The organism is Liquorilactobacillus cacaonum DSM 21116 (genome assembly GCF_001436735.1).
Lineage (GTDB): Bacteria > Bacillota > Bacilli > Lactobacillales > Lactobacillaceae > Liquorilactobacillus > Liquorilactobacillus cacaonum.
This window is the reverse complement of sequence record NZ_AYZE01000008.1, coordinates 206,058-222,667: the sequence shown is the minus strand read 5'-3', so window position 1 is coordinate 222,667 and position 16,610 is coordinate 206,058. Positions and strand designations below refer to the sequence as shown.

Annotated in this window: 17 protein-coding genes and 2 riboswitches; of the genes, 12 read left to right on the top strand and 5 right to left on the bottom strand. The window is 34.1% G+C overall.

Going from position 1 to position 16,610, the window contains the following annotated elements:
• Nucleotides 1–23 precede the first annotated feature (23 nt).
• From FC80_RS02370 to FC80_RS02340, 7 genes are all read left to right on the top strand, one after another.
• Complete coding sequence (locus FC80_RS02370) at nt 24–605, top strand: HutD family protein (protein ID WP_057828550.1); 582 nt, start codon at nt 24–26, stop codon at nt 603–605.
• Complete coding sequence (locus FC80_RS02365) at nt 598–1,479, top strand: MurR/RpiR family transcriptional regulator (protein ID WP_057828549.1); 882 nt, start codon at nt 598–600, stop codon at nt 1,477–1,479. Before FC80_RS02370 ends, FC80_RS02365 begins: the two co-directional genes overlap by 8 nt.
• Nucleotides 1,480–1,631: 152 nt before the next feature.
• A riboswitch (TPP riboswitch) is annotated at nt 1,632–1,732 on the top strand.
• Nucleotides 1,733–1,790: 58 nt separating this feature from the next.
• On the top strand, nt 1,791–2,501 hold the full coding sequence (tenA, locus tag FC80_RS02360) for a thiaminase II (protein WP_057828548.1): 711 nt from the start codon (nt 1,791–1,793) through the stop codon (nt 2,499–2,501).
• A complete protein-coding gene (thiD, locus tag FC80_RS02355) occupies nt 2,494–3,306 on the top strand; it encodes a bifunctional hydroxymethylpyrimidine kinase/phosphomethylpyrimidine kinase (protein ID WP_057828547.1) in 813 nt (270 codons plus the stop codon). Before tenA ends, thiD begins: the two co-directional genes overlap by 8 nt.
• On the top strand, nt 3,296–3,940 hold the full coding sequence (gene thiE, locus FC80_RS02350) for a thiamine phosphate synthase (RefSeq protein ID WP_057828546.1): 645 nt from the start codon (nt 3,296–3,298) through the stop codon (nt 3,938–3,940). The genes thiD and thiE overlap by 11 nt, the downstream gene beginning before the upstream one ends.
• A gap of 1 nt (nt 3,941) precedes the next feature.
• On the top strand, nt 3,942–4,733 hold the full coding sequence (gene thiM / locus FC80_RS02345) for a hydroxyethylthiazole kinase (protein WP_057828545.1): 792 nt from the start codon (nt 3,942–3,944) through the stop codon (nt 4,731–4,733).
• A 181-nt stretch (nt 4,734–4,914) separates the two neighbouring features.
• Nucleotides 4,915–5,952, top strand: coding sequence for a zinc-binding dehydrogenase (locus tag FC80_RS02340; RefSeq protein ID WP_057828544.1), 1,038 nt, complete (start codon nt 4,915–4,917; stop codon nt 5,950–5,952).
• Between the two features lie 90 nt (nt 5,953–6,042).
• Here the strand turns inward: FC80_RS02340 and FC80_RS02335 are convergent, their stop codons facing one another.
• Nucleotides 6,043–6,900 carry an alpha/beta hydrolase gene (locus FC80_RS02335; protein ID WP_057828543.1) on the bottom strand — a complete coding sequence of 286 codons (858 nt, stop codon included), beginning with the start codon at nt 6,898–6,900 and terminating at the stop codon, nt 6,043–6,045.
• A gap of 124 nt (nt 6,901–7,024) precedes the next feature.
• On the bottom strand, nt 7,025–7,912 hold the full coding sequence (locus FC80_RS02330) for a LysR family transcriptional regulator (protein WP_057828542.1): 888 nt from the start codon (nt 7,910–7,912) through the stop codon (nt 7,025–7,027).
• A gap of 102 nt (nt 7,913–8,014) precedes the next feature.
• Between FC80_RS02330 and FC80_RS02325 the strand changes: the two genes are divergently transcribed.
• On the top strand, nt 8,015–9,049 hold the full coding sequence (locus tag FC80_RS02325; RefSeq protein ID WP_057828541.1) for a YeiH family protein: 1,035 nt from the start codon (nt 8,015–8,017) through the stop codon (nt 9,047–9,049).
• A 220-nt stretch (nt 9,050–9,269) separates the two neighbouring features.
• Here FC80_RS02325 and FC80_RS02320 read toward each other — a convergent pair whose 3' ends face one another.
• From FC80_RS02320 to FC80_RS02310, 3 genes are read right to left on the bottom strand one after another with little or no spacing between them, the layout of a single operon-like run.
• Nucleotides 9,270–9,944 (bottom strand): energy-coupling factor transporter transmembrane component T family protein, encoded by a 675-nt coding sequence (locus tag FC80_RS02320; RefSeq protein WP_057828540.1) that lies wholly within the window; start codon nt 9,942–9,944, stop codon nt 9,270–9,272.
• Nucleotide 9,945: 1 nt separating this feature from the next.
• Nucleotides 9,946–11,355 carry an ATP-binding cassette domain-containing protein gene (locus FC80_RS02315; protein WP_057828539.1) on the bottom strand — a complete coding sequence of 470 codons (1,410 nt, stop codon included), beginning with the start codon at nt 11,353–11,355 and terminating at the stop codon, nt 9,946–9,948.
• Nucleotides 11,352–11,912 (bottom strand): ECF transporter S component, encoded by a 561-nt coding sequence (locus FC80_RS02310; protein ID WP_057828538.1) that lies wholly within the window; start codon nt 11,910–11,912, stop codon nt 11,352–11,354. Before FC80_RS02310 ends, FC80_RS02315 begins: the two co-directional genes overlap by 4 nt.
• A 112-nt stretch (nt 11,913–12,024) precedes the next feature.
• Nucleotides 12,025–12,112: riboswitch (TPP riboswitch) on the bottom strand.
• Between the two features lie 119 nt (nt 12,113–12,231).
• Between FC80_RS02310 and FC80_RS02305 the strand changes: the two genes are divergently transcribed.
• The 4 genes from FC80_RS02305 to FC80_RS02290 all read left to right on the top strand — a co-directional run bounded on the left by FC80_RS02305 (nt 12,232) and on the right by FC80_RS02290 (nt 16,424).
• Complete coding sequence (locus tag FC80_RS02305; RefSeq protein ID WP_057828537.1) at nt 12,232–13,314, top strand: DUF871 domain-containing protein; 1,083 nt, start codon at nt 12,232–12,234, stop codon at nt 13,312–13,314.
• Between the two features lie 233 nt (nt 13,315–13,547).
• Nucleotides 13,548–13,742, top strand: coding sequence for a hypothetical protein (locus FC80_RS02300; RefSeq protein ID WP_420806304.1), 195 nt, complete (start codon nt 13,548–13,550; stop codon nt 13,740–13,742).
• A 23-nt stretch (nt 13,743–13,765) separates the two neighbouring features.
• Complete coding sequence (locus FC80_RS02295; RefSeq protein WP_157055572.1) at nt 13,766–15,148, top strand: TrkH family potassium uptake protein; 1,383 nt, start codon at nt 13,766–13,768, stop codon at nt 15,146–15,148.
• A gap of 103 nt (nt 15,149–15,251) precedes the next feature.
• On the top strand, nt 15,252–16,424 hold the full coding sequence (locus tag FC80_RS02290) for an SAM-dependent methyltransferase (RefSeq protein WP_057828535.1): 1,173 nt from the start codon (nt 15,252–15,254) through the stop codon (nt 16,422–16,424).
• The last annotated feature ends 186 nt before the right edge of the window (nt 16,425–16,610 follow it).

The following is a 16,610-nucleotide window of genomic DNA, read 5'->3' as shown; positions in this document are numbered from 1 at the left end:
TTTTGAATTGGAGGACTGTGTAGATGATAGAAATGTTTTTGAAAAAAGCAGCTACTTATAAGACAATTAAATGGTCTGGAGGAGAAACAACTGAATTATATATTTATCCAGAAACAAGCTCTTATAAGGAAAGAAACTTTGAATTTCGTTTGTCCTTTGCGACAGTCGATGTTGAAAAAAGTACATTTACCTCTCTTCCAAAATTCAAACGTATAATCATGCCACTTTCAGATGAGATAGAACTAAGTAAAAATGGCGAAATAACACAGGTAAGGCCAAAGCAAGTGTTTAATTTTGATGGTGCTGACCCAATCAAGTCAAAAGGAATTTCAACAGATGTTAATCTGATGTTTGAACGGGGGCTTGTAGGAAATATGGGGATGTTAGACGAGACCCAAAATAAAATTAAAACAGATGCAAATTTTATATGTTTTTACAATTTGGATGAAAAGGCCGAAGTTAGCTTCGGAGAACAAAAGGTAACATTATTTTCCAGGGACTGTGTTATTATTAAAAACACAAACAAAGAGTTATTAGAGATTAATATAGATTTATTTGGTGATATATACGGCATAGTATTATTCGAAGTGAAAAAAGGTGATTAATCTGGCTGAGGCGAAAATTAAAGAGATTAAGAATAAAGAAGAGTTAATAGAGCGACTAATGGTGGTTGGAAAAACATCAGCAGTTAACAAAAAAATAGCGATGTATATTGAAAAAAATTATAACTCAATTGTATTTATGACTGCCGATAAAATCAGCCAAGAAATTGGTGTTAGTCAAGGTAGTATTTCGAGATTTTGTGTAAAAATGCAATATAGAGGGTACAATGATTTTTTGAGATACCTACAAAAGATTATTAGCTCTGAGATGACAACAAGCAAGCGCTTTTCGATGCTTGATAAAGAAAATGAAGATGATAAAAATCTAAATATTCTTAATCAAGAGGTCAATAATTTGCAAGAGTTACAAGAACTTTCAAGGACAACTGAGTATGTTGATGCTGTAAGACTACTTGGAAAAAGTCAGAATGTTTATTTAATGTCAAATAGAATGTCTGCAACAATTCTTCCATACATGAATTATATTTTAAGTAGATTACGGGCAAATGTATTTGAACTTAAATATGGCTCTCCAGAATGGGAGAATATCGAATTTGGAGACCCAAATGAAGCAGTTGTTTTCACAACAGTTTTCCCTAGGTATTCGCGAACTTTACTTGAAAAGATAAAAAAATTAAAAAATAAAGGATTTAAAATTGTTGCATTGACAGATAGTAATCTTTCGCCTGTTATTCCTTATGCTGATGTCGCTTTAATAACTCCAATTACAATTTCGTCAGTTTTCGATGTGTACAGTACACCTTTGTTGTTAATCAATTTACTAATGAGAGATGTCTCCAAACAGATACCAAATATTGATAAGCGTTTGGAAGAGATTGAAAAGATTAACAAATCCAATAAATCTTTTTTGGAATAAAAAAACAATATTGGGATTGGAAATTTCTTTGTGAATATTAACTTCCTTGAGTTTATATTAGTTTTAAGATTATCAGACTGAATAACTGGTAACATTTATGCTTATTGCACGTGTTTAATTTATGTGCTAAAGTCAAAGTGAATAAAATAAAAAAATTCCACTAGGGGTGCCTTATGGCTGAGATGGTGTTTACACCAATCCCTTTGAACCTGATCTAGTTAGAACTAGCGTAGGAAAGTGGTGCTGCTTTTTTTGCGCACACCTTTTCTACTTTTGAAAAGGTTTTTTTTGTGGAAAAAAGGAGAGATGTTATGCTTTTTTCTAAAGAATTAATATCAAGTGCTACACCCATTATGACAGCTATTCATCAGCACCCCTTTGTACAAGGAATTGGTGATGGGTTTGTCGAGGATGCAGCGTTGATTTCATATGTTGAACAAGATTACCGCTATCTAACTGAATTCATCAAAATTTATGCGGGTGTTGTTACAAAGCTTAATGACCGTTTGGAAATGAAGTATTTTACGAATTCAATGGATTTTATTTTAAATAGTGAGAGTCATCCTCATCATATTTTTTGTGATATTGCGGGTGTTAAATACGAAAGTTTGCAACATGCACAGCCATCACCAAAGGCATATTTATATGAATCTCATATGCACAGGGCTGTTCAAACCGGGAGCATTTTAAACATTCTTTGTGCATTTCAGCCATGCCCGTGGACCTATTCTGAAATTGCCGATAAATTAGTAAAGGAACACAAGAACTCTAATGATAATCCATTTAAGGAGTGGATTGAATTTTATCATACCAACCAAAGTCAAAGCCCGGAAGAAAAAACGTTCACTGAAAAATTTTTTAACTGGATTGATAAATTGGCAGCTAATGCCTCACCAAAAGAATTAAAAACAGCAAAAAAATTTTTCTTGATTAGTTGTGAACTTGAATTTGAATTTTGGGAGCAGGCATTCTACCAACAAAATTGGCGATTTGCTAATCTAATAGGTAATACAAATGAATAATGTCGCGGAAGCATTAATTATTGCAGGATCGGATTCAGGTGGTGGTGCAGGTGTTCAAGCAGATATTAAAACAATGCAAGCATGTGGCGTTTATAGCACAAATGTAATTGTTGCGATTACAGCCCAAAATACTCTCGGTGTTCAAGACTCTTTGAATATTCCTGTTTCATTAATCAATGCACAGTTTAGTTCGATTTTTGCAGATTTTAATATCAAAGCTGCAAAAACTGGAATGTTAGCTGATCGAGTTTCACTTACGTGTGTTGTTGAAAATATAATTAAATTTAAAATAAATCGTTTAGTTGTTGATCCAGTAATGGTTGCAAAGGGTGGGGCAAAACTTTTGAATGATGATGCAATTGTGACGTTAAAAAAGCAACTATTACCACTTGCTCTTATTACAACTCCTAATTTACCGGAGGCACAAGTCATTGTTGGTCACAAAATTTCAAATCAAAATGACATTATGCAAGCTGCTAAAAAAATCCAAGCGATGGGTTCAAAAAATGTGATTATTAAGGGTGGTCATGATGATAAAAAGCGAGTTCGTGATTTTGTACTGTTAGAAAATCAAAAGCAGTTTTTTTTAGAAAGTGAGCGGATTGAAACAAATCGTACCCATGGAACTGGAGATACACTTTCATCAGCAATTACTAGTGCGTTAGCTAAAGGCCACTCTGTTGAAGAGGCAATCAGATTTGGGCGAAAGGTTGTTACAAAAACAATTGAGTTTGGAATCATTGTTGGACATGGTCACGGCCCGTTAAATCATTGGGCTGCAGAGGAGTTTCGCGATGAAATTTGATAGTAAGAATTTAAGAATATATCTAGTTGCGGGAAGCCAAGATGTTGCAGGAGACGTTGCTAAGTTTTTATATAAATTGGAATTAGCATGTAAAAATGGAATCACATTATTTCAGTTTAGAGAAAAAGGAAAGGGTTCACTTGTTGGAGAAAAAAGAGCTGCACTTGCTGTAGCAGCTAAAAAAATTACTACAAAGTATAGTATTCCGTTTGTGGTTGACGATGATTTTGATTTAGCGGTAAAGGTCAAGGCAGATGGAATTCATGTGGGACAAGGGGATCGAGATTTTCATGAAATAATTCCGTTAGCTCAGCAAAATAACATGTTTGTTGGACTGTCAATCAGTTCACTCATTGAGCTGAAAAAATCTGGTGATTTAAGCGGATTATCCTATGTTGGTTGCGGACCAATTTTTCCAACATCAAGCAAAAGTGACGCACACCGACCAATTGGAATTGGTGGATTAACTGAATTAATGAATCAGGTAACTTTGCCAATTGTGGCAATTGGAGGAATTAGCTTAGAAAATGTAGGCGTTATAAAAAAAATGGGTGTGGAAGGTGTAGCAGTTATTTCCGCAATAATGAATAGTGAAGATTTAAAAAACACAATTAAAAGGTTAGGTGAAAAATAAAATGATTGATAAAGACCTATTATTAAAATTACGACAAAAGAATCCCATTGTTCTTAATATTGCTAATACTGTTACACAGCAACATGTAGCAGATGCGATTAATTTTTTGGGGGCTTCACCAATTATGTTTTCCGACGTACGTGAAGCAGAGGATCTTTTGAATATTTCCAACAGTTTAGTGATTAATCTAGGCACACCAACAGATTCATTGTTGCAAAGAGCAATTGTTGCGGGACAATATGCTAATAAAAAAAAGATACCTATTATTATTGATCCAGTGGCAGTAGGAGCATCACAATTTAGACGTGATGTATTTGACTCACTTGTAGAAAAGGTAGATTTTTCGATTATTCGTGGCAATGTTTCTGAGATTGCGACAATTTGTGATTTGGAAATTAGTTCACACGGAATTGATGTTGGTAATGAAAAAATGGATACAATAAACCTTGTGATAAGCGCAGCACAAAAATATCAGTGTGTTGTCGTTATTACTGGAGAAACTGATTTTATCTCGGATGGAACAAATACATTTTCTGTAAAAAATGGAGATGCACAGTTAAAAATAAATGTTGGTTCAGGAGATATGCTTGATGGAATTATTGCAGCTTTTTATGCATCTGAGAAATCGCTTTGCAGTATTGTTTATGCAACTGCAATGTTAAGTGTTATCTCTGAGATAGCATCAAATAAGTATCCGCACAGGGGATATTCCTTCTTCAATGAAATTTTTAATCTCTTGGCAACACTTAGCGATCAACAGTTGGTTAGTCATGCAAATATTGAACGTGTCTAAGATTCTTTTTTAGGGTTATATTTTATGCTAGCTAAGTTGTGATAAACGGTGTGTGTTTCTTAATGTGTTATACTGAAAGAAAATCGACGTTGGCGGATGATTTATGTAGATTCGAAAAAGTCTGAATAAAAGATACATCATTTGTTGCAGAATCGATAAAAACATGAAATAGGAGAAAATTATGAAAGCAACAGTATTTATTGAGCCAGGTAAAGTTGAAGTTCATGAAGTGAAGAAGCCAATAATTAAAAGAACCACAGATGCAATTATCAAGGTGGTGCGTGCTAGTGTTTGTGGATCAGATTTATGGTTTTTTAGAGGTATCAGTCAACGTGCGACTAACACTTTGGTTGGACATGAGGCAATAGGTATAGTTGAACAAGTAGGTGAAGATGTTCATAATATTGCGGTAGGAGATTTTGTAATAGTGCCGTTTACTCATGGATGTGGGCATTGTGTTGCTTGCTTAGCTGGTTTTGATGGAAACTGTTTGAATCAAAAAGAATCAGGTGGTTCAGGGTATCAAGCGGAGTATATAAGATTCCAAAATGCAGATTGGGCATTAGTCAAAATTCCAGGTGAACCCGCTGATTATAATAATGAACAACTCAATTCTTTTGTAACGTTGGCTGATGTTATGGCAACAGGCTATCATGCAGCCAAAACAGCTGAGGTTTCAAAAGATGATACAGTTGTAGTTATGGGAGATGGTGCAGTCGGTTTATGTGGGGTGATTTCCGCAAAATTGTTGGGAGCCAAACGTATTATTATTATGAGTCGCCATGAAGATCGACAAAATTTGGCCAAAGAATTCGGAGCAACAGATATTGTTGAAGAACGTGGCCAACGTGCTGTTGATCAGGTGATGACTTTAACTGGAAATGGAGCCGATGCTGTTTTAGAGTGTGTTGGCACTGCAGAAGCAGTTGAAATCGCTATTCAATTGGGACGGCCCGGGGCTATCGTCGGTCGTGTTGGTGTTCCGCAAAAATCTGATATGAATACTAATAACTTATTTTGGAAAAATATTGGTTTACGTGGGGGAATTGCTTCAGTTACTACTTATGATAAGAATTTGTTGTTAAAAGCGGTTCTTAACAACGAAATAAATCCTGGAAAAGTATTTACAAAAAAATTTAATATTGATGATGTCCAATTTGCATATGAAGCAATGGACAATAGAGAAGCTATTAAGTCTTTATTGATTGTAAATGAATGAAAATTTAAGATTACGGGATTACGCTAAATAAATTAGGGGCTAGGTCATAATAGAAAATTGACCTAGCCCTATATATTTTTAATTTATCTACTATGAAGTTTCATCTTTTCCCCAAATAAAGTCAATAATTTTTTGGCTGACTACGGGATTACGGCGTAATAAACTATGTGCGGCATCCCAGCCTCTAAATTCTATTTGATGATAGCTTTTTGCACGATTACCGATTAAATATTTGAGAGAACGAGCTGAAGTTGTACTAATACGACCATCAGTATTTGAACCATTGTCTAAATTACCGTAAATGTTTAAAACATTGACTTGGTCAATCGGATACAAATCTCTATTAGTCAAAAAAAAGCGGTAAAACGGGCTCATTTGACTTGGACGACTCTGAGCGTTTAGCGTATTATTTGGAAAATTGAAACCATCGATATTGGAGCCATCAAAAGGTCCGGCAATATCGACTTGATGAACTAATTCAGCAGGCTTGCGTTCTTTCCCTAGTAGATAATACATTAAGTCGAGATTACCTAAAGAATGAGCAACTACATTGTATTTTTTAAAATGATGTTGATATTGCAATTTTTTTAGAATCTGTCCAAACCATGAGGCATAACGTGGATAGTTGCGGTTATGGTTATCTGTAAAGTTGATTTCCACTAATGGATTATAACTTTTGTTTGTCCAACGATAATTATGCAAAATTCTAATTGACCCGTTGCGGCGAACATTTGCACGGACAACAGTATTAGTTACACCATTTTCAAGTGCAGAATCAACCATATATTTTTCGGCATGATAGCTACTGCCATAGCCGTGAATATAGAATGTCGGAATATCTGTTTTTTTAAACCTTTTTGCTCTAATATTATCACTGTGTACAAGTCCCAAGCTCGAGACGCAAATTAATATCATTACAATAAGTGTAAATAAGAGTTTGCGTTTCATTATAACCACCCCATAATTATGAACCTGTGAAGAATTCCTTTTTTGTGTAGAATAGCATATTTTGGGATGAAAGAAAGAGGACAAGCAAAGTTTATAAATAGATTTTTAGAAATTTTATAAATACTTAAATATTTAGTGACTTGAGTTGTAAAAACCATTTGTCATAGTCAGCTGAAAAGTAATTATTTTTCGAATAAACAAAATATAATTCATGTTCCACGTAACCTCTTCTTATGTTGAGTTGCTTGATTTTACCAGTTGTTAATTCATTTTCTACAAGAATTTTGTAAATAAAGCTAGTACCAACTCCTTGTGTAATTAACTTCCTGATTAATAATGGTTCTGAGACTGTGATAACTTGTTTAAAATCAGAAATACTAATGTTTTCCGCATGTGCTAGTGATAATAAAATGTCACGAGAGCCAGATCCTTGTTCTCTAATCAGCAATGGATATTCTAAGAGGTCTGACCATGTGACTTGTTTTTTTAATGCAAGTGGGTGTGAGCAACTTACCACGGGAATAAACGATTCATTGCGAATTACGTGGTAAGAGAAATTGTCTCTAGGAAAATTTCCCTCAATAATGCCAAAGTCAATCATACCATTTTGAATTTGGGAGAGAATTGTTTCTGTATTAGCAACACTACAATTTATCTTTTTCATACTTTCAGTAGTTTGCATACTAGTTATTAGTTTACTTCCGATTTTTTCGGCAATGGAACGTGTGATGCCAAAAGAAATTGTTCCTTGATAATTATTTGTTTTTAAATGATTTAAAACTTTATCTGCTTGAGCTTGAGTACTAGTCAGAAAACTAGCAAGTTCTTGACCTGCTGGAGTTATGATAAGCTTTGGACGTTTATAGGTTACCAATTGTAGATTTAACTTGGTTTCTAAACGTTTAATTTGTTGTGTAATCGCTGGTTGTGAAACGTACATAATTTGGGCAGTCTTTGTATAGGAAAGTGTCTGACTTAAGATTAAAAAAGTTTGATATTCTTGTGCTAACATGGTTTCTCCTTATAAGTAATAGTTATGAATATATAATAAAACATAATTTTATTTTATGAAACATAATTAGTATTATTAAGATATTAATTAAGGAGGGGAAAAATGAAAGTAACAGAAATAGTAAAGACAAAGTCATTCTGGTTAGCGGCTATTATTACTCTTATATGTGCATTAGTAGGTTCAGTGCTTGCAAAAATACCTTATTTAAGTTTGCTTGGTCCATTGGTATTAGCTCTTATTTTGGGAATGATTATGCAGTCAGAAACTAGACTTGTCAATGAAGCAAGTAAAGGTATTAGCTTTATTTCAAATAAGTTTTTAAGATTAGGAATTATTTTATTAGGTTTTAAACTGAACTTGATTCAGTTAGCCCAGGCAGGGATTAAAACAATTTTACTTGGAATAGTTATAGTTGTTGGCGGTATTTGCATGACATATTTTATCCAACGTAGATTTAAAGTTGAGCCAGAATTAGCAATTTTGACGGCAAGCGGAACAGGAATTTGTGGAGCGGCGGCAATCATGGGGATATCACCACAGATTAAGGTTACAAAAGAGAAAATGGAGCGTCAACGGGAAAATGAAGTTTTAGCAGTTGCTATTGTTTCTATTATGGGAACTTTATTTACCTTTATTGATTTGGGCTTACGGCAGGCATTACATCTCACTCCGACACAATTTGGTGTCTTTGTGGGTGGATCACTTCATGAAATAGCACATGCTGTGGCTGCTGGAAGTGCAGCAGGTCAAGTAGGATTAGCAAGTGCGCTTATAACAAAATTATCACGTGTTTTAATGCTTGCTCCAGCTGCATTGGCGATAGGCATGTGGTATCAAAAGAGAAATGTAAAAAAAGGAATTGTAGATAATACAAATGCAAAATTGCCAATTCCATGGTTTATGGCAGGCTTTTTAGTTGCCAGTATTTTAGGAACATTTTTACCTTTAGGAAATATTGTATTAGGTTACCTAGTGAATGCCGCATATATTTTTTTAGGAATGGCAATGGCGGCTTTAGGAACAAGTGTTAATTTTAAAGTGATTCTAAAAAGAGGATTGCCTGCTTTTGTAGCTGTACTTATTTCTTCAACAATACTTGCAGTTTGTGTATTAACAGCCAGTAAACTTTGGTTTTGAAAACTAATTAGATTTTGGGAATATTGTTGTATTTATTAATTAATGATATATAGAAAAAAGAAGGCAAAAATTGAAGTGTTGCATGCTTCAACTTTTGCTTTCTTTTTTGTAATTGTTTTCTGATATTAAACTTTTTAAATTCAGAAAATACATCATTATGGAGTCTTAGTCATAAAACTATTTTTAGCAAGATATTGATTTCCCAAAAGCTTTAATTTTACTACCAAGGACGGACTATGAATGAGAAGAAAAAATATATTAGAATTAGTACGAATGATAAAAGCCATTGCCAAAAAGGTAGATTATCATGATAGATACTTGAGCGGGCACCACCTTCAGTAAATCCTTGAGAAGTCATAGCTTCGGCAAGATCACCAGACCAATTTAGAGCAACTATAATAATACGTAGGTAAAGCCCAGGATTCCATAAATGATACTCGGTTCCACGCATTGTAGCTGAGTAGCGAATTATTTTATATTGTGTTTTGATGCGACTAACTAGATTAAAAGCTGCTAGAATACCATATACAAAAGTGGATGAAAGTTTGAGATGTTTTTCTAGACTAAGTAAAATATCTTTTATTGGTACTGTGAGTGTCAAAATTGAACCTAAAAAAAGATAAGCATAAACACGGCTTGCATAGATCCAGCCAACATGCCACACATCACTGGTTCCAAAGGCAATAAAAGACCACCAGCTCCCTAATGCAACTGGGAAAGCAGACAAAATCATAATTGAAATAAGTTTGATAGATATTTTGCAATAAAGCAAGTACGATAAGCCGATAATTACAATAGCGACATTTGTTAGGAAACTACGTGCAAATGTTATTTGAAGACCGATTCCTAGCATAATAATTAACAAGATTGCAGGATTTAATCTGTGTGTGAACATATTAGAACTCCTTTTGTCGTCTAATTTTTTGATCAGCCATGATCAGTTCATAATTGACTCGATTATCGATACCTTTTCTTTGATGGGAGATAATTAATGAAGTTAATTCGAGATCCACGGTAGTTTCCGTAATAATATCCATTAAAGATTTAACAGAGTCGATATCGAGCCCCGCAAAAGGCTCATCAAAAAGCATGATAGGCTGTGACATTATCAAAACGGCAAGTGCTTGGAGCTTTTTTTGTTGTCCACCTGATAGTTGATAGCTAACATGATTTAGTACATCTGTAAGATTGAGATGTGAAATAGCTTTCTTTATTCGATTATCGTTCCAATAATCACTGCGAAGTGAATGCCTAGCGGACAGTTCTAGTTCCTCATGAGCATGCAATCTGATAAATTGATCACTGCTATTTTGGAAAATATTAGCAACTATTTTTGCCCATTTGCCTAGTCTTACTTTTTCCGAAGGATTATCTTTGAATAAAATTGATCCAGTATACTTCTTTTGGTGTGATAAAGCAGCAAAAAATGTCGATTTGCCAATGCCGTTATCTCCAGACAACAGGCCAATTTGTCCTTGGGGGAGAAAGAGAGAACTATCATTTAATAGTGTGCGATCACCACTTTTAAATCCAAGGTGGTTCCAACTGAAAATTTGTGAAGAACTTAAAGTATTTTGTGCAAAATGTTGTTCCAAAAGGGTATCTTTTAGAAAAGATAGTGACAATTCAACTATTTTTTTCTTTTCGACATTCATTTGATAAACATGATTTACAAGGCCATCGTAATTAGAGATATCATGATCAGAGATAAAGATGGTCTTGCCATGGTCTTTTTGAAGAATTTTTAATTCATGCAGAAGCTCAATTCTTGATTTCGAGTCAATATTAGCAAAAGGCTCATCTAACAAGATAATTGGACTATCTAGTGCTAATGTCATTGCGAGTGCCACCCGCTGTTGTTCACCACCGGAAAGTGTTTGCAGATTTCTGTCCTTAAAGGCATTAAGATGCATTGTTTCAAGAATTTCGTTAACTTTTGGAACGATCTTGTTTTCTGGATATTGAATGTTTTCTAATACAAAAACAATTTGTTCAAAGGTCGTTTTCATCGCAAATTGTCTTGTTGGATTTTGAAAGAGCATTGAAACATGTTGCGCTCTTTCAAATGGCACAACTTCGCTTATTTCTTGCCCATTCAATAAAATTTTGCCATCTCGTTTGATGCCACGATACTGAGGATACAAACCTGCTATTAATTTAAAGATGGTAGATTTTCCACTTCCTGAAGGGCCGACAAGTAGATTAAAGTTTTGAATAGGGAGTTCAAAATCGAAATTCTGGAAGATATTCGGCTCATCTTCAGCATATGCAAAAGTTAGATTTTGAATTACTAAAGAGTTTTTCATTTTCCTAATCCTGATTTATTGACTAGTCTACTAATCCAATAGACTAGCACTCCAGAAAAGAAACCAATAGAAATGAAACGAATGATAAATAGCGTTACTAGCAGTCCCATGTGATATTCGTTATATCCATTTTGAAACCAGTCCCAAATAAAAGTAATAATTGTAGAGCCAATTGTAGATAACAATAATCCTAATTTATCCCAGTTTTTGTAACCTGTTGCAGCAAATCCAAGTTCATTTCCTATACCTTGAATAAAACCAGAAATTAAAGTAGCAGCTCCCCAACTTGAAAAAAGCAACATTTCAACGGCAGCAGCGAGAAGTTCGCCAATCAAAGAAGCTCCAACTTTTTTTAGTAGGACTCCGGCTAAGGGACCGGCCATAATCCAGACACCAAGTGTAATATCGTTAGCATATGGTTTCAGTGGTGTTGCGGCTAAAGCATAGTAGGCATAGCTCCAAACTTGATAGATAATGCCAAAGAAAATTCCGATAATTGCTAGAAAGATTACATCTTTAACAGACCAACCTTTTTTTGTATTATTAATAGTTTGCATAAAAAATCTCTCCTTTTTTAATTTGGAGATAACAAAAAGGGGTACTAATAAAAAAAGCTACCACACTCTATGAGTATGCCAGCAGTTTGTTTTGACTAATATAAGTGAAAATATCAATCGATACAAAACTCCCTCCGCTGGTATTGTCCAGATCAGGTCAATGGGTAATTCTCAGCCATTAGGCACCCCAGTTTGTTAATCTCTTAAAAACATACATAGTCTAACAAATATTTTGTAAAATGTAAAGTTGTAAATCATGACGATAATAAGTGAGCATCCATGATAAGATAAAAGTAAATGAAATGGGAGCGTGTCTACTATGGGTGAATTAGGAATATCTGTCTATCCAGAACATACAGATCTGAAAAGGAATTTTGAATACATAAAAAAGGCAGCAAAACTTGGCTATTCTAGATTATTTACATCACTTTTAGAAATAAAAGGGTCTAAAGAAGATGTGCTAGAAAAATTTAAAGCAGTTATAGATTTTGCAAATGAATTAAATTTTAAAACAATCATAGATATTAACCCCACGCTTTTTAAACAGCTAGGGATAGGTTATGATGATCTTTCCTTTTTTAAAAAATTAGGAGTTTGGGGAATTCGATTAGACCTTGGGTTTACAGGCCTTGAAGAGGCATTAATGACACGTAATCCGTACGACCTCAAAATTGAAGTTAATATGAGCACAGGTACTAATTATTTAGAAAATATTATGTCATATTCACCCAAAACTGAAAATTTACTTGGATGTCATAATTTTTATCCACAAGCCTATACAGGTCTTAGTGAAAGTTTTGTGGAAAAGTATTCACAGCTTTTTAAAAAATATTCATTAAATACTGCAGCGTTTGTTAGTTCTAATAGCGCTACAGTTGGACCGTGGCCAGTTCAAGATGGGTTACCAACAATAGAAGAGGATAGGCAACGACAAATTGAATTGCAAGTAGAACATCTCAAGTCATTTGGACTAATTGATGATGTAATAATTGGCAATGCATTTGCTACAGATGAAGAATTAGAAGTTGTGGCTCGTAGCTTTTTTAGTGCTCATCCGGTTTTACAAGTAGAATTAGCAGAAACTATTTCTAATGTTGAACGTGAGGCAGTTTTAGATATGGTGCACTTGTATCGTGGAGATACGTCAGAGTATTTATTGCGAGATCAAAATACGCGGGTTAAGTTTAAGGACACTAGTATCAAGGCACATGATACCCATGATATTAAGTGTGGTGATTTAATTATGGTTAATGATAATTACGGACAATATAGTGGTGAGATGCAGATAGCCTTATTAGACATTAAAAATGACGGACGACGCAATGTGATTGGTAAAGTATTGGAGAGCAATTTATTTTTATTAAAAAAAATAAAGCCATGGAGTACTTTTTTACTGAATTAATTTAGTTTATTAGTCGAGATTAAAGATTAGCGTTATAATTAAGTATGTTGGTAAAGTTATGCAAATTAAGTTAGAAGCTTAGTTAACACATGATAAGAGATAGAATCTGCCAAAGTCGCAATTAATATATGTCTTTATTTTTTTGTACAATTGGAATTAGCTTCTAAGGAGGAATAGTTTTGAGTGATGAAAAAAAGATCGAAAAAAATAAGCAGATAATCGAGATTAATAAGATGGGAGAACCTTTTCAAAAGAGTGTTCATGTGTCATTTATATTTAATAGGCAACATTTTAAGGGAACTGTTGAAAAGCAACTGAAAAATTCAGCAATTATTGATTTTGATAATGAATTCAGCAATTCTGAGACGGCACTTGATTTAAAACAAAAAGTAGTTATTAGCTATTCCAAGATGAAACTTTTAAATTAATTTTGAAAAGGGAAGAAAAAATAATGTCTACTTTTATGACTTTTATTGCCAGAACAAGAAAAAAAGCTACGCCAATTCAATTATTAGTTTTGGCATATTTTGGATTAATTGTTGTTACATTTTTCTTGTTATGCCTTCCAATTTTTAGGTACCCTGGGGTGAAGATATCACTCTTGGATACCTTTTTTATGGCAGTTTCTACAATCAGTGTGACGGGACTTACAACTGTACCGTTGCACGAAATTTATAATAACTATGGCGTGATTTTACTTGAATTTTTGTTTCAAATTGGTGGTTTTGGTGTAACTATGTTAGCCACCGTTGGAATGGTTATTACGGGTCGAAAAATTTCATTACAGCATCGGCAACTGATTCAAGTTGATATGAATCAACCGCGATTAAGTGGAACTGTACGGCTGGTATATTCTGTATTTGGATTAATGATGGCATTACAGTTTATATTTGGAATTGTTTTTTCGGTATATTTATATATTACAGATAGCTTATATGATTTAAAAAGTGCAATTTTTGAGGGGTTTTACATTTCAATATCGGCTGTGACAAATGCCGGATTTGATGTTACTGGCAAGTCTTTAATGCCATTTCGACATGATTATTTTTTTTTACTGCTCGTCATTTTGTTGATTTTAGTAGGTGGAATCGGATTCCCTGTTTTAATAGAATTTCGTGAATGGCTTTTACTGAAAATAAAGACTAGAGGAAAGGGAAAGTATCGATTTTCGTTGTTTTCAAAATTAGCTTTCTTTTTTGCAATCATCTTTTTTATATTGGGAGCTGTCTTGATTTTCCTTTCTGAAATGAACCATAGTTTTACTAACATGCCTTGGGGAGAAAAGGTGATTACTTCGTTGTTCTATAGTGCGACTACAAGAAATGCCGGCTTGCAACTAGATTCTTTAACGGGATTTAGAACGACCACGCTTTTGCTTTTTTCAATTTTAATGTTTATTGGTGCAAGTCCAAGTTCAGTTGGTGGGGGGGTAAGAACAACCACTATTGGGATTTTAATGTTGTACATGGTATCTTTTATTCGTGGACGACGGAACGTTAATATTTTTGGAAGAAGAATAAATCAAGATGATATTCAAAAGGCAGTTGTGGTGGTTAACTTGTCTATAATGTTGTGTGCAGTCGCAATTTTAATTTTGTCTTTAACTGAAAAAGCGTCATTGGTTTCTTTAGTTTTTGAAGTTGCATCTGCATTTGGGACAACAGGACTATCATTAGGAATTACAAGTTCGCTTAGTCTAGTGGGAAAAATAGTAATAATTGTATTGATGTTTATTGGCCGGGTTGGAATGTTGTATATGCTAATGCTCTTTGTTTCTAAAAAGGAACAAGATTTTAATTATAAATACCCAACTGAAAAGGTTATCATTGGGTAAATTAATTTTTTTTATGAGCTAGTCTTAGAAATAATTCGAAAAAAGTGATAGAATTGATTTGTTTAGTGATTAATTGTAAGTGGAAGGTAGATGACGGTTTACTGTGATTGATAAAATTTTTTATAAGAAACTATTAAGCAAGTCTTTTAGTATCCCTGTACGTGTAAATTACTGGGATGGAGAAAGTGAAGTTTACGGCGAAGGAACACCTGAAGTAACTATCACATTCAAAGAATCTGTTCCGGTAAAGGATATAATGAGGAATGCTTCTATTGCATTAGGAGAAGCTTATATGGATGGAAGAATTCAGATTGAAGGATCTATTCAAAAATTAGTGAAGGCAGCGTATGATTCAGCTGAAAGCTTCTTTTATAATAGCAAGCTAAAAAAATTTTTACCAAAGCAATCTCATTCACAAAAAAGTAGCAAAGAAGATATTCATAGCCATTATGACTTAGGAAATGATTTCTATAAGTTATGGTTGGATCCAACGATGACATATTCATGTGCCTACTTTGAGAAGGAAGACGATAGCTTAGAGCAAGCTCAGATGAATAAGGTACGTCACATTATCAAAAAGCTTCACCCGCAACAAGGAAAGACATTGTTGGATATTGGTTGTGGTTGGGGAACGTTAATGTTGACAGCAGCTAAGGAATTTGGGCTAAAGGTTGCAGGAATAACTTTGAGTGAGGAACAATATAAGTTTGTTAAACAACGTATCGCAGATGAAGGGCTTGAAGAACAAGCAGAGGTTTATCTTGAAGATTATCGTGAGTTAGAACATGCACCATTTGATTATATTACTAGTGTTGGGATGTTCGAGCATGTCGGCGAAGAAAATTTAGGGACGTATTTTAATACGATTGCTAAATATTTGAGTAATGATGGAGTGGCTTTAATTCATGGAATAACAAGGCAACAAGGTGGTGCCTATAATGGATGGATTAACCAATATATATTCCCGGGTGGCTATATTCCAGGCTTAAATGAAAATTTAAAGCATATTGTTGATGCAGGGATGCAAGTTTTTGATGTAGAGACACTAAGACGTCATTATCAACATACATTGGAAATTTGGGATGAAAACTTCAAAAATCATCTAGATGAGATTTCGAAACAAATGGATGATAAATTTGTTCGAATGTGGGATTTATATTTACAAGCATGTGCTGCATCATTTGAATCAGGTAACATTGACTGTATTCAGTATTTGATTTCAAAGGGACCAAGTGGCAAGAACTTGCCTAAAACACGTGATTATATTTATCAATAAAAATTAAAGGGACTAGTTCAAAATTAAGATTTTGATCTGGTCCCTTTATTATGAACAAGTGATTTTTCCCAGTTGAAGTCACACTTTGATTTAGACGTGTTCCAACAACCAAAAGTTTCCGTTTAACTCAAATAACCCACAGCCAAAATCTTGCTATGAGTTATTTCACGTTATACTCAACTTTTC